This is a genomic window from Empedobacter stercoris (assembly GCF_025244765.1).
Classification (GTDB): Bacteria; Bacteroidota; Bacteroidia; order Flavobacteriales; family Weeksellaceae; genus Empedobacter; species Empedobacter stercoris.
The window spans coordinates 1,519,536-1,533,266 of sequence record NZ_CP104209.1 but is presented as its reverse complement, the minus strand read 5'-3'; the positions used below and the strand labels follow the sequence as shown (position 1 = coordinate 1,533,266).

The window sequence follows — 13,731 nt, the reverse complement described above, 5'->3', positions numbered from 1 at the left end:
AATACAAGTGATTAGTTTAGAAAACGATAGTTGAATTATTTCGAGTATCGTTTTTTGTTTGATATAAATTGTATTTTTATCCAAAATAAAGTTGAAATGAAAGAATTAAATGGTATAAAATATATCGAGCGTTTACCTGCTGTTAAGTCGGATGCAACACCTTTGTTTGTCCTGATTCATGGTTATGGGAGTAATGAAGAAGATTTGTTTTCGTTTGCGCAAGATTTACCACCGCATGCACATATTGTAAGTGTTCGTGCAAGATATGATCTTGTTTATGGAGGTTATGCGTGGTATGATATTAATTTTGTGAACAACGAAAAATGGATGGATGAAGAGCAGGCAATAGAATCTCGAAATAAATTAGTTGAATTTATAGATACGATTGTTCAACAAGAAAAATTAGACGACAAAAATGTAACCTTAATGGGGTTTAGTCAAGGCGCTATTTTGAGTTATGCCATTTCGTTGAATCATCCAGAAAAGATCAAGAATGTCGCGATTTTAAGTGGTTATCCAGAACATAAAATAATAGGTGAAATAGATGCATCTAACGATTTTTCGAACTTAAATTTCTTTGTTTCTCACGGAACAGATGACGTGGTTTTACCTATCGATTTGGGAAGAATGGGAGATGGATTTTTAAATGATTTGAACATCAAACACGAATACCATGAATACAGAAGTGGACATGGGATTATTCCTCAAAATTATTTTGATTTGATGGATTGGATCAAAAGATTTTAAATAAATTTAACTTCTATGGCGTCGCCATGATATTCTTTAAATGAGGCGTCATAGAATTCGATATTGGTATAACGATACAATAATTCGGTGATTTCTTTTTTTAGAATTCCTTTTCCGTATCCATGAATCAAAATCAACCGAACTTGACTTTCGAACATTGCACGTTCTACTTCATTTCGTGCCACATCCAATTGTGTTTGTATGATTTCTGCATTGTTTAAATCTCGCCAATTGTCTACCAAATTTTCGATATGTAAATCAACTTCTCGTGTTAAATAGGGATGACGGTGCGATTTGCGAAATGTTTTGAATTTGGGTTTCGAAAATTCTTTGATTTCCTCATCACGGTATTCATCATAATCAATTTCAATCGCTTTGATAATTTCTTCTTGATGATATTCATACTCAAAACCAAACGCATCATTAAAGTATACAAAATCACCTTTTAACTTGGTAATTGTCCCTGAAATATTATCATCTATCACTTTAACTTTCGTTCCAATCTTGAACATTTCCTACATTTTTAGCAAAATTAAGAATTATTTTATGAGTTTTTAGATTGTTGTATTATTCAATTCAAAATCAATGTTGTATTTTTGACCATTAAACTAACCAAATGTCAAATCAACCTAAGAAAATAAAAGTACTTTTTAGGCTTCGTTCGTTAGAAATGGGTGGAGTTCCGAGAGTAGTTTTAGATTTATTGCGCAACTTGCCGAAAGATAAATTCGAATTCACATTGATGCTTAATTTATATCAAGGTGAATTGGTCAAAGAAATTCCAGCAGATTTAAAAGTAATTGTTGTAGAAAAAGGAAAAGAACAGATGAGTTCTAATTCTTTTGTTCAAAAAATGCAACTGATTTGGCGCCGATTGAAATTAGAAGTTTATGATCGATTTCCTTCAATATTATATGCCTTAAAAGTTCCTGAAAAATATGACATCGAGGTTTCTCCAGGTTATGCAGAATTTGATATGGTATTGAATTCTCCCAATAAAAACTCGCGTAAAATAGGATGGTTTCATACAGATGTTGGTTACGATAAAGACCAAAAGCGTGTGTTGAGTAGAATTGAAAAAATGAAACATTTTGATTTTATGATTTTTGGTTCAAAACAAACACGACAAGTGATTGATGATTTGTATCAAGTAAAGTATCCAAAATCTACCGTAATTTATAATGTGATAAAAGTAGATGAGGTTCTTAAAAAAGCTGAACTATTCGAGCATTCTTATGAAACAACGTTACCTGTATTTTCTTCAATGGGGCGCTTGCATCACCGCAAAGGCTATCATACATTGATGAAAGTTCATAAACGATTATTAGAGGATGGGTTTCATCATAAAATTGCAGTTATTGGAGGTGGTAATGAAATGGAAAATTTGAAGAATCAACAAAAGGAATTAGCTGTTGAAAACTCGTTTTTATTATTGGATTCTCAGACCAACCCATATCCCTATATCAAAGCATCCGATTATTTTATATTACCTACACAATCAGAGTCTTATCCGTTGGTGATAGGAGAGGTGATGTGCATGCGTAAACCAATTATATCTACAAATGTTGGTGGAATAGCGGAGATGATTGAGGATGGAGTTGATGGAGTTTTGATTCAATATGATGAAGATGAAATGTATCAAGCAATGAAATCATTTTTGACTAACCCAGAGTTGGTGAATAAAATTATACAAGGCACATCTACTGCATCTACTAAATTTGATGAAAATGAAATTTATCGTCAAGTAACTGAGGTTTTTGAACAACAATATCAATTAAAATTAGCAAATGAACGAGGTTAAAATAACGATTATTACACCTTCGTATAATCGTGCGCATACATTGCCTCGTGTGTATGATTCGTTGAAAAATCAAACGTTCAAAGATTTCAAATGGATCATTATGGATGATGGGTCTACGGATAACACCAAAGAAATTGTTGAGCACTTCAAAACTGAAGGTTTAATAGATATAGAATATTTTTGGAACGAAAATCAACATAAGTTTATTACGGTTTTTGAAGGAATCAAGAAAGTAACTTCACCTTATTTCATGATTGTTGATTCGGACGACTCTTATCCCATAGATTCGTTACAACTATTATTTGATGAAGTTGAACAAATTCAGAATCAAGAGGAGTTTATATCCGTGATGGGATTATCTCAGTTTGAAGACGGAAGAATAGTTGGTCACGAGTATCCAAATAATGGGTTTGATGGTTCTATATTTGATATGCGTTACAAGTACAAAGTACGTGGTGATAAATTTGGGATTTTTATCACAAAGACTTATCAACAATTGTTGATAAACTTCGATTATTCAATTTATCAAGGGAAAGGTTACATTCCGCAAGCGGTATTCTTCAATACCTATGATGCAAATGGAGTGAAAACAAGGTTTGTGAATAAAGTTGTTCGTAACTATCATTTAGACGAAGCAGATGAACATTCTGTTTCCAATACACGTTGGACAGGTAAAAATACATTTGGATTGATGGAAGGTTATAAATCATTCTTAAATTCTTATGGAACAAAACTATTTCATTATCCCAAAACTTTAATTCGTAATTTAGTTGGATACCAAATCTATGCGATGATTAATCATAGAAATCTTTCAGAAATAAACAAAGAATTGAAGCATTTCAACATGTTGTCTATCTTGATTTATCCGTTGTCATTCGTTTATTATAAATTAAAGTAAAATATGCTATTTAATTCTATTTCTTTTGCTATTTTTTTACCTATCGTATTTGCACTGTATTGGTTACTAAGAAAGAGTTTTAAACTCCAGAATATATTACTTTTAATTGCAAGTTATTATTTCTACGGATGCTGGGATTGGCGTTTCATGTTTTTGTTAGGCTTTTCGACATTATTAGATTACTATTCGGGAATAAAAATAGAAGAAGCTACCTCGCAAAATTTAAAAAAGATTTGGCTTACCATTAGTATTGGAATCAATTTAGGTTTTCTTGGATTCTTTAAATATTATAATTTCTTTGCAGATTCTTTTGCAGAAATGTTAAATGGTTTTGGACTGAATGTGCACCCATGGACTTTGCAAATCATATTACCTGTGGGAATTTCTTTTTATACATTTCATGGGTTATCATATATTATTGATATTTATTATAACCGAATAAAAGCTGAACGTAATATTGTTGATTATTCGGTGTTTGTTAGCTTTTTTCCGTTGTTAGTAGCAGGACCTATAGAAAGAGCAACGCATCTTTTGCCTCAAATCAAAAAAACAAGGGTATTTAATTATTCGCAAGCAGTAGACGGAATGCGTCAAATACTTTGGGGATTATTTAAAAAAATGGTCATTGCAGATAACTGTGCAATTTATGCGAATGAAATATTCTCTAATCCAGAATCGCAATCGGGATCTAATTTAGTTTTAGGCGCAATATTTTTTGCCTTTCAGATTTATGGCGATTTTTCTGGCTATTCAGATATTGCATTAGGAGTTGCTCGTTTGTTTGGAATAGAACTTTTAAAGAATTTTAATTACCCCTATTTTTCAAGGGATATTGCAGAGTTTTGGAGAAGATGGCATATTTCATTATCAACATGGTTTCGTGATTATTTGTATATTCCATTAGGAGGAAGCCGAGGAGGAAACTGGATGCGTGTAAGAAATACATTTATCATTTTTATCGTAAGTGGATTTTGGCACGGTGCCAATTGGACATTTATATTCTGGGGATTTCTAAATGCACTGTTTATAATGCCTTCAATTTTATTAAAAACAAATCGTACTAATTTAGAAATCGTAGCACAAGACAGATTTTTCCCTACGTTTAGAGAACTATTCAACATGATGTTGACATTTGCTTTAACCGTTTTAGCTTGGATATTTTTCCGAGCGAATTCTATTACCCACGCTTTTGAATATATTGGAGGAATTTTTAATCAATCTTTGTTTACCTTTCCAACATTGCGTAAAAGTGCTTTAGCAACGCTATTTTTAGTTGTTTTCTTATTGTTAACGGAGTGGATGGGGAGAAGAAATAATTATGGAATAGAAAAATTACTGCTTGAAAAACCAAGATGGGTTAGGTGGAGTTTTTATGCTTTTGTCCTTATGTTAATAGGTTTGTTTCTACAAACAGAAGAAAGTCCTTTTATTTATTTTCAATTTTAAGCAATGAAGAAGTTTTTAATTAATATCGGCTTGTTTTCACTTTTTGCTATGATTTTTTATTTGGTCATCATGCCAATTTGGAGCTCCGTTTTACCATTTTATATGTCGAAAAATGTTAGAAGCTGTATGGGATGTTACGGACACACCTTTACACGGATGCAAGATGCTCAAAAAACAACAAATGTAGATGTCTTAATTATAGGTTCTTCACATGCTTATCGAGGAATTGACCCTCGTATTTTAGCTAAAGAAGGAATCTCTGCTTTTAATTTAGGATCAAGTGCTCAAACTCCTATCAACACAAAGGTTTTATTACATCAATATTTAGAACAAATTAATCCAAAACTTGTTGTTTATGAGGCTTATGCAGGAACTTTAGCTATTGATGGAGTGGAATCTTCATTGGATATTCTGAGCAATAATAAAATTGATATTAATTCAATTAAAATGGCGAATGAGGTACATAATCTTTTAGCATACAATACGTTGATTTTTTCTGGTTTTCGTCAAACTTTTGGATTGAATAAAACGTTTTCTGAAAAAATACACCAAGAAGATGACACATATATTTCGCCGACGGGATATGTAGAAACGAAGTATAGGAAAAATATATTTAATAAAGGAAATAATACCTCTTGGAATCTGAAAGAAAGTCAAAAGGAAGAGTTGATTGATAATGTTAATTTCATAAAAAGTAAAGGAATTGATGTCTATATCATTCAAGCACCAATTACCAAGATATTGTATAACAGTATAGATAATCACCAAGAAGTTGATCAATTTCTAAGCACTTTAGGAAAATATAAAAATTATCAGGGCTTAGTTGAATTGAATGATTCAACGGATTTTTTTGATAACAACCATTTAAATCAAATAGGCGTTGAGAAATTTAATCAACCCTTAGTAAGTGATATAAAAAACATCTTAGAAAAAAATAAGAAATAAAATGTCAGACCAACCTAAAGAAATACTATTTGTATATTATAAATTATTTAAAGCCGGAGGAGTAGCAAGAGTTCTTGTGTCATTGGCAAATGAATTGGTGAAGCAAGGACATGGTGTTACTATTCTTGTTCTAATTAACAATACAGAAAGTTTTTTTGAATTAGATAAACGGATAAAGATAGTTGAGTTGATACGTTTTCACATTGGGGATTCAAAAAAATAAATGTGAATTTAAACAAATATTTTCCAAAATTGCCCTATAAAAATAACATCAAAAATTATGTTTATGATTTCGGTCAATGGGAAATGTTGAATAAATGGATCAATAAAAATCATCAAAATTATGATGTGATTATTTCTTCTTGGTACAAGCTGTCAGCTCAATTGGCATTGAATAAAAACGTGAATCGCAAAACAATTGCTTGGGAACACGCAAACTTCGAAGTAGGAGGCAAGTTGTGGAAAGATACGTTTAGAAAATATTATAAAAATTTAAAAGCTGTTGTTTGTATCAATTCAAATTCATTAAATTATTATAAAAACATTCATTTAAAATCTTATTTAATTCCTAATTTAATTGGTGAACCATTTGAGTCTTTTGATCAACAATTAATAGATAAGAAAGAAAATACGTTAATCTATGTCGGCCGATTAGATGCAGATAAGAATGTTGGTGAATTGATTGATATTGTTAGTGAGGTAGATTTAAAAGATTTTCAATTCAAAATTATTGGTGATGGCCCAACGAAGCAAGCTCTTGAAAATAAAGTTAACTCATTAATGGAGTTGAAAAATAAAATAAACTTTTTAGGAAGCAAGAATGTAAACGAGGTTTATCATGAGTTATCTAAAAGTAAAGTATTTCTTTTTACGAGTAAAACCGAATGTTTACCTACTGTTTTGATCGAAGCTATGATGATAGGTAACGCTTTGGTTTCTTATGATTGTAATTATGGACCATCAGATATTGTGAATGAAAAGAATGGTTTTTTAATACCAATGCATGATAAACAATTATTCAAAGAGAAATTACAATATTTAATTGATAATCCTCAAGAATTAGAAAATTTATGCAAATCCAGTTATGAACAATCCAAAAAATGGAAGAAAGAAAAAATATTGAATCAATGGATTACTATTTTAAAATAAAACAGATATTCTAAATGACACACTATCTAAAACTTATGCGAGTCAATCAATGGGTGAAAAATTTGTTTGTTTTTTTACCATTATTTTTCTCGGGAAATCTATTCAATATTGATTTGTTAATCGAATCATTTTACGGATTTCTGATATTCTCTTTTGTGGCAAGTAGTATTTACATCATCAATGATTATGTTGACATCGAAAAGGATAAAAAACACCCAGAGAAAAAAAACAGGCCATTGGCGAGTGGAAAAATCTCTAAACAAAATGCGTTTATCTTATTTTTGGTATTGCTTGTTTTAACGTGCTTTCTACTTTGGACTTTTGGTACGTTACAAGTTGCGATTCTTGTCGGGATTTATTTTTTAATGAATATTGCTTATTCGTTCAAACTTAAACAAGTTGCCATATTGGATGTGATGATTATTGCATTTGGCTTTTTGTTACGAGTTTTTGTTGGTGGTTATATGACGGGGATTTTAGTAAGTGACTGGACCATTTTGTTGGTGTTTGATCTTGCGTTGATTTTAGCTTTAGGAAAACGAAGAGGAGAATTGGTGAATGCCGAATTAGAAGGCGTTACTCGGAAATCATTGAACGGCTATAATCTCAATTTTCTTAATTCTGCATTAGCAATAACTTGTACCGTAGCAGTTATTTGTTACATGATGTTTATCCTTTCTCCCGAAACACAATCCAAATTTCATCATTATATAATTTATACCTTTGTCTTTGTTTTTGCGGCAGTTTTACGTTATTTGCAACAGACATTTGTGTATGCTAAAACCGAATCCCCAACGAAATTAATTTTTAAAGATCATTTTATCCAATTGTTGATTGTGTTGTGGGGAATTAGTTATGTTTTATTGATTTATTTTAACAATGGAAAATAAAAAATTAACTCCAGTAGCTAACTGGGGACTTTATCCATCTATAAAAGCACATGTTGTCACTCCAACAACAATTTTAGAATTTCAGGAAGCAATTCTTTCGAATGAAGAATTAATTGCTCGTGGAAATGGACGTTGTTATGGGGATGCTTCATTGCAAAATACCATTATCTCAACTTCGAAATGGAACAAGTTTATTGCTTTTGATCGTGAACATGGAATTATAGAAGTTGAATCGGGTGTTTTATTATCCGATATTTTAGAAGTTTCTGTTCCATCAGGTTATTTTATTTCAGTTACACCAGGAACCAAGTTTATCACCGTAGGTGGAGCTATTGCATCAGATGTTCATGGGAAAAATCATCACATCGACGGATGTTTCTCTGATCATTTAATTCAGTTCGATTTGATGATAGAAAATGGTGATGTTTTACGTTGTTCGAGAAATGAAAATCAATCCTTATTTTGGGCAACTGTAGGAGGAATGGGGTTAACAGGTGTTATTCTTTCTGCTAAATTTATGATGAAGAAAATCGAAACCGCTTATATCCGAAATGAAGCTATTCAGGCTAAAAATTTAGATGAAATTTTTGAGTTATTCGAATCTTCCGAATCTTGGACATATAATGTCGCGTGGTTAGATTGTTTACAGAAAGGAGAGACTTTGGGAAAATCGATTATGTTGCGTGGAGAACATGCTACCTTAGATGAATTACCAAATAAATTCACGAAGAATCCTCTTCAAATCAAAAAGAAATTTAATTTAACTATCCCTTTCTTTTTTCCAAGATTTGCATTAAATCCATTGTCAATTAAGATTTTCAATTGGTTGTATTTTAATAAGCAAGGTAAAAAACACCTGAAGAATTATGTAGATTACGAAACTTTTTTTTACCCATTGGATGCTGTTCATAATTGGAACCGTATTTATGGTAAAAATGGATTCATTCAATACCAATTTGTTATTCCAAAAGAAAGAGGGAAAGAAGGAATGCGAAAAATATTAGAAACCATTGCAGCAAGTGGAAATGGTTCTTTTTTGGTTGTATTGAAATTATTTGGAGAAAATAATCCACAAGCTTATAATTCTTTTCCAATGAAAGGTTATACGTTGGCTTTAGACTTTAAAGTGAATGATAAATTAGAAAAACTAATTGGAAGTTTAGATAAAATTATAATGGATTACGGAGGACATATTTACCGAACGAAGGACGCAATGTCAAATCCTGCATTAACAGATTATTTAAACAACATCGATTCTCCAAAATTTGAGTCGATGCAAAATGAACGTATCAATAGATTTAAGCAAAAATGATAGTATTAGGATCAAATTCAGACGTTGCAGTAGCTTTTGTAGAAAAGGTTTTAAAAGAAGGAAAACGTTTTCCAATGGTTTATTTATTTACTTCCAATGTTGATAAAACGGTTAAGTTAGCCAACCATTTTTTTGCGAAATATGAGCAAACATGTGAAGTGGTACATTTTGATTTAACCAAAGAAAATGATTTATCTCAACTCCATCACATTGAGTCTGAATTGTTATTTTGTGCGGCAGGATATTTAGGGAAAAATTCGGAAGAAGGTTTGTATGACGATTGGAATACTAAACAAATTGTCGAAATCAATTATTCGAAGCTAATTGTTTTAATGAATCATTTTGCAAAGAAATTTGAAGAGAAAGGTGCTGGAACAATTATAGGTCTATCATCTGTTGCAGGAGAGCGAGGGCGACAAAGTAATTTTATATATGGTTCGGCCAAAGCAGGATTTACAGCTTATTTAGCAGGTTTGAGAAACTATTTATTTCACAAAAAAGTCCACGTTATGACAGTGATTCCTGGATTTATGGACACACAAATGACGGCTGATATCGAAACACCAAAACCATTAACCGCACAACCAGAACAAGCTGCAACGATCATTTACAACGCTTATAAAAAGAAAAAGAATGTGGTGTATGTGACATTTGTATGGTGGGGAATTATGATGATTATTCGAAATATACCCGAGTTTATTTTCAAAAAACTTAAAATGTAATGAATCGCAAATTATATCTTTTTGATTTTGATGGAACTTTAACAAAGAAAGATACCTTATTCGATTTTTTAAAATTCTCTTTTCCTAAAGTCTATTTTATTAATTATCTGTTGTTTATACCATTATTTGTCGGTTCTAAATTAAAACTTTTAGAAGCTGGATTTGTAAAAGAAAAATTTATTTCAACATTCTTAAAAGGAAAACCTTATGTTGAAATCAATCAGTTAGCACAGAGCTATTTTGAACAGAATCACAACGAATTAATCCATCCAAAAGCAGATGAATACATCAAGTCATTAAGTAATTATCACGATAAATTTATAGTATCGGCATCGGTTGATTTTTGGGTTCAACCTTTTGCTGATTATTATGGAATGGGGTTAATTTGTACTAAAGCAAAGTTCGACGAACAAGGTTTTTATTCAGGTTATTTTGCTTCACCAAATTGTAATTATCAAGAGAAAAGAATTCGCATCGAAAAAGAAATCGACTTGTCTTTATATGATGAAATCATCGCTTTTGGTGATACAAAGGGAGATACTGCTATGTTTGAAATTGCTTCTGAGCGTTATTATCAATTTTTTAATTAATATATTTGTTGCACTAAACTAAACTTATGGAAAACTTTATAGATAAGAAGAAAGTATTCTTTGCTTCTATTCTCATAATTGCATTAAAATCAATTTTCTTTTTTACACGTCATATTCAAGAAGATGCTTTAATCTCTTGGCGTGTTGCGCGTAACATTATAGAATATGGTGTATATGGTTATAATGGAGTTGAAAAAATTTCTGCTTCTACCACTCATCTTTATGTTTTTATAGGCGTTATTTTTCAATCGGTTTTCGGAGAAGGAAACTTTATTTATCCTTTACTTATTTTTAATACCATTTTATTTACGATTGGGATTTATTGGTTAGGAAAACTACTTTTTAACACCACAACAAAACTTATCTTATTTATCCTTTTTGTCAGTTTTTTACCACCGGCTATAAAAATGTCTATTTTAGGAATGGAGTTCGGAATGCTGTTCTTTTTCTATATGGCACTTATAAAGTATGGGTTTGTTGAAAGAAAAAATTGGGCTTTTATTGTAATGCCTATACTTATTCTTTGGACACGAATAGATACGTGTATTTTCTTAGGGTTATTGTTCATATATGATGTGATACAGCAGCGAAAATGGAATACAGCTCTAATGATTGGAGGTATTTTAGCGGTTGTAACTACAGTTGCATTCAACTGGTTTTATTTTGGGGAGATTGTCAATAATACAATCACTTCTAAGAAAAATAATTATTCTAACCCAACTTTATTAGAACGTTGGGCAGAATTTAAATATTTTGGACCAAATTTTTTTGGAATCATAAAATTTCCAACCTCAATATATAATTTTTCGACATTATTATTTTTTATTATCTCATTAATCAGTCTATTCTTTCTTTCGGGAAAATTAGAAACTAATCGTAAAAAAGTAGTTGGATTTTTATTCCTTTTTGGTTTGGTCAAAACGATTATATTCGGAGCAACAAATTCATGGTTTGACTGGTATTATTGGATACCTCAAATTTGTTTGTTCTTGCCAATTATAATAGTTGTATTAGACTCGGATAAATATAAATCCTTGTCAATTGCTTATATTGTTATTATTTTTATTCCTTTTACCGTTTACCAAGCTGTACATTCTATAGCAACTGGACATGGAGAATGGAATCATGCACGCAAGATTGGGTTGTATTTGGATTCGATTGAGCCAAATAAAAACAAATATATCTTCTTAGAACCTGCTGGTTATATTCCCTATTTTTCTAAATTGAAAGTTATTGATTATGTAGGATTAGTAGACAAGCGCTTAACAGACGAAAACATTGTTGAAAATGGGAAAGAAGTCGGTTTTTCCAACTTGATTAATAAAGCAAAACCCGATTATATTTTAGAAGATTTTAAACCCATGTTCAAAGGAACTTTAGCAGATCAATCTATTTATGAGGATTACGAACTTATAAAAGAATTTAAAATAGAGGATGTTGCTAAATCGGATCATCCAATATTAGATAAGATTTATAAATTCAAACCATCAGGTAGAGATTTTTATTTATATAAACGTAAATCGACAGCAAAATAATGGGTCAAAAAAAGAAAATATTAATACGTATAGGCTCGCTTCGTCATGGAGGTGCTGAAAAAGTATTGGTCACTTTTCTCAAAAATCTTTCACCAGAAAAATACGAAATAGATTTATTGTTGAATCTTTATTCGGGTAAATACCTAAAAGATGTTCCTTCTTGGATTACTATCTATTACTTGAATAAAGGTGAAATGATAACGACCAATCGTCTGCAAGATATTCCTCAAAAAGCTTATCGGGTGATTTATCAAGCGATTTTAAAGAAATTTCCAAAGTTGCTTTACACCTATATTTTACCCAATAAAACGTACGATATAGAGTTTGCTGCGATTCATGGAATGGCTGACGAAATTTTAAATTCGCCGATCAAATCATCTAAAAAAATCGTTTGGATTCACAATGATTTATCCAATATTCCAGCATATACAGACGAACGTTTAAGGTCTTTTTTTAAGTTTGATCAGATTTTAGTGATTTCTGAAAAGATCAAGCGACTTTTTTTAGATTTGGCGACTACGGAAGCTGAAAAAAAGAAAGTAGTTCGCATTTATAATCCAATTGATGTGCACGAAATAAAATCATTAGCAGCTGAAAAATGTGACATCAAGAAAGCTGAGAATCAACCAACTTTTGTATCTATTGGTACGGTTTTTCCTCAAAAAGGTTTTGATCGTTTATTGCGAGCTCACAAACGATTGTTGGATGAGGGTTTTCCACATCAGGTATGGATTGTGGGAGATGGTTATGATTTTCCAACGATCAAGAAGTTAGTGGATGACTTAAAAGTGAATGATACAGCTCACTTAATTGGATTCAAAGAAAATCCATATCCGTATTTTGTATTGGCAGATTATTACATTTTATCGTCTCGTTACGAAGGTTATCCTACGGTTTTATTTGAGGCGATGGTTCTTGAAAAACCGATTATTGCAACCGATGTATCAGGAGTTAGAGAAATGTTGAATGACGGTGAGTTAGGTTATATTATCAAAAATGAAGAGGAAGCAATTTATGGGGGAATGAAGTATTTTATTCAACATCCTGAAATTGCAGATAACTATCAACAAATTATTGCATCAAAATCATTGCCATTTCAATTAGAAAATGCCGTACATTCAATCGAAAAATATTTAAATTAAATGAAAACAATTATTCAGAAAGATTTTTATAGAAATTTTGGGTATTGGACCAATTCGCCTTTTCTGAAAGGCTTTATGAGCCCTGGTTTTCGATTTATTTATTGTTTAAGAAAAGCCCAACAATATTCATCCAAACATCCTTTTGGCATTTTTTATCGTTTATTGCTTCGTCGCTATTCAATCAAATACGGTTATCAAATTTCAGCAAAAACAGAAATTGGAGCTGGTCTTAATTTAGGGCATTGGGGAACAGTTGTTGTAAACCCAAAAGCAAAGATTGGTAAAAATTGCAATATTGCACATGGTGTTACCTTAGGGCAGACAAATAGAGGAAAGTCAAAAGGTTATCCTACGTTAAAAAACGATGTTTGGGTCGGAACAAATGCAGTTATTGTTGGAGGTATTACGATTGGAAATAATGTATTGATTGCACCTAATAGTTATGTAACGCAGGATGTACCTGATAATTCGGTCGTGATGGGAAATCCTATGCAAATTGTGCCGAATGAAAAAGCGACTGATGGATATATTAACAATAGAATAGAGGATTAATA

15 protein-coding genes are annotated in these 13,731 nt (G+C 31.3%); 14 read left to right on the top strand and 1 reads right to left on the bottom strand.

From position 1 onward, the window contains the following. The first annotated feature begins 96 nt into the window (after nt 1-96). Complete coding sequence (locus NZD85_RS07280; protein WP_260541084.1) at nt 97-747, top strand: alpha/beta hydrolase; 651 nt, start codon at nt 97-99, stop codon at nt 745-747. Here the strand turns inward: NZD85_RS07280 and NZD85_RS07275 are convergent. Then, nucleotides 744-1,259: a Smr/MutS family protein gene (locus NZD85_RS07275; protein ID WP_171623120.1), complete on the bottom strand. Its 516-nt coding sequence runs from the start codon at nt 1,257-1,259 to the stop codon at nt 744-746. The genes NZD85_RS07280 and NZD85_RS07275 overlap by 4 nt on opposite strands. Nucleotides 1,260-1,363: 104 nt before the next feature. On the opposite strand from NZD85_RS07275, the gene NZD85_RS07270 reads away from it, so the two are divergent. Genes NZD85_RS07270 through NZD85_RS07210 form a run of 13 tightly spaced genes read left to right on the top strand, consistent with a single transcriptional unit; the run spans nt 1,364 to nt 13,729 of the window. After that, nucleotides 1,364-2,548, top strand: a complete 1,185-nt coding sequence (locus NZD85_RS07270) for a glycosyltransferase (protein WP_260541082.1) — start codon at nt 1,364-1,366, stop codon at nt 2,546-2,548. Continuing rightward, nucleotides 2,535-3,446, top strand: a complete 912-nt coding sequence (locus NZD85_RS07265) for a glycosyltransferase family A protein (RefSeq protein ID WP_260541081.1) — start codon at nt 2,535-2,537, stop codon at nt 3,444-3,446. The genes NZD85_RS07270 and NZD85_RS07265 overlap by 14 nt, the downstream gene beginning before the upstream one ends. Before the next feature lie 3 nt (nt 3,447-3,449). Next, nucleotides 3,450-4,892: an MBOAT family O-acyltransferase gene (locus tag NZD85_RS07260; RefSeq protein ID WP_260541079.1), complete on the top strand. Its 1,443-nt coding sequence runs from the start codon at nt 3,450-3,452 to the stop codon at nt 4,890-4,892. A 3-nt stretch (nt 4,893-4,895) separates the two neighbouring features. Further along, on the top strand, nt 4,896-5,837 hold the full coding sequence (locus NZD85_RS07255; RefSeq protein ID WP_260541077.1) for a hypothetical protein: 942 nt from the start codon (nt 4,896-4,898) through the stop codon (nt 5,835-5,837). A gap of 1 nt (nt 5,838) precedes the next feature. Next, entirely contained in the window at nt 5,839-6,060 is a 222-nt protein-coding gene (locus tag NZD85_RS07250) for a hypothetical protein (protein ID WP_260541075.1), read from the top strand. A gap of 2 nt (nt 6,061-6,062) precedes the next feature. Further along, nucleotides 6,063-6,986: a glycosyltransferase gene (locus NZD85_RS07245; RefSeq protein ID WP_260541073.1), complete on the top strand. Its 924-nt coding sequence runs from the start codon at nt 6,063-6,065 to the stop codon at nt 6,984-6,986. A gap of 14 nt (nt 6,987-7,000) precedes the next feature. After that, nucleotides 7,001-7,876: a UbiA prenyltransferase family protein gene (locus tag NZD85_RS07240; RefSeq protein ID WP_260541071.1), complete on the top strand. Its 876-nt coding sequence runs from the start codon at nt 7,001-7,003 to the stop codon at nt 7,874-7,876. Further along, nucleotides 7,866-9,188, top strand: coding sequence for an FAD-binding oxidoreductase (locus NZD85_RS07235; protein WP_260541069.1), 1,323 nt, complete (start codon nt 7,866-7,868; stop codon nt 9,186-9,188). The genes NZD85_RS07240 and NZD85_RS07235 overlap by 11 nt, the downstream gene beginning before the upstream one ends. Then, the gene (locus NZD85_RS07230) at nt 9,185-9,910 is read left to right on the top strand and encodes an SDR family NAD(P)-dependent oxidoreductase (protein WP_225540346.1); all 726 of its coding nucleotides are present in this window, start codon (nt 9,185-9,187) and stop codon (nt 9,908-9,910) included. Before NZD85_RS07235 ends, NZD85_RS07230 begins: the two co-directional genes overlap by 4 nt. Continuing rightward, complete coding sequence (locus NZD85_RS07225) at nt 9,910-10,500, top strand: HAD-IB family hydrolase (protein WP_260541065.1); 591 nt, start codon at nt 9,910-9,912, stop codon at nt 10,498-10,500. Before NZD85_RS07230 ends, NZD85_RS07225 begins: the two co-directional genes overlap by 1 nt. A gap of 26 nt (nt 10,501-10,526) precedes the next feature. Continuing rightward, on the top strand, nt 10,527-12,035 hold the full coding sequence (locus NZD85_RS07220; protein ID WP_260541063.1) for a glycosyltransferase family protein: 1,509 nt from the start codon (nt 10,527-10,529) through the stop codon (nt 12,033-12,035). Beyond that, on the top strand, nt 12,035-13,177 hold the full coding sequence (locus NZD85_RS07215; protein WP_260541061.1) for a glycosyltransferase: 1,143 nt from the start codon (nt 12,035-12,037) through the stop codon (nt 13,175-13,177). Before NZD85_RS07220 ends, NZD85_RS07215 begins: the two co-directional genes overlap by 1 nt. Next, the gene (locus NZD85_RS07210) at nt 13,178-13,729 is read left to right on the top strand and encodes a serine O-acetyltransferase (RefSeq protein ID WP_260541059.1); all 552 of its coding nucleotides are present in this window, start codon (nt 13,178-13,180) and stop codon (nt 13,727-13,729) included. The last annotated feature ends 2 nt before the right edge of the window (nt 13,730-13,731 follow it).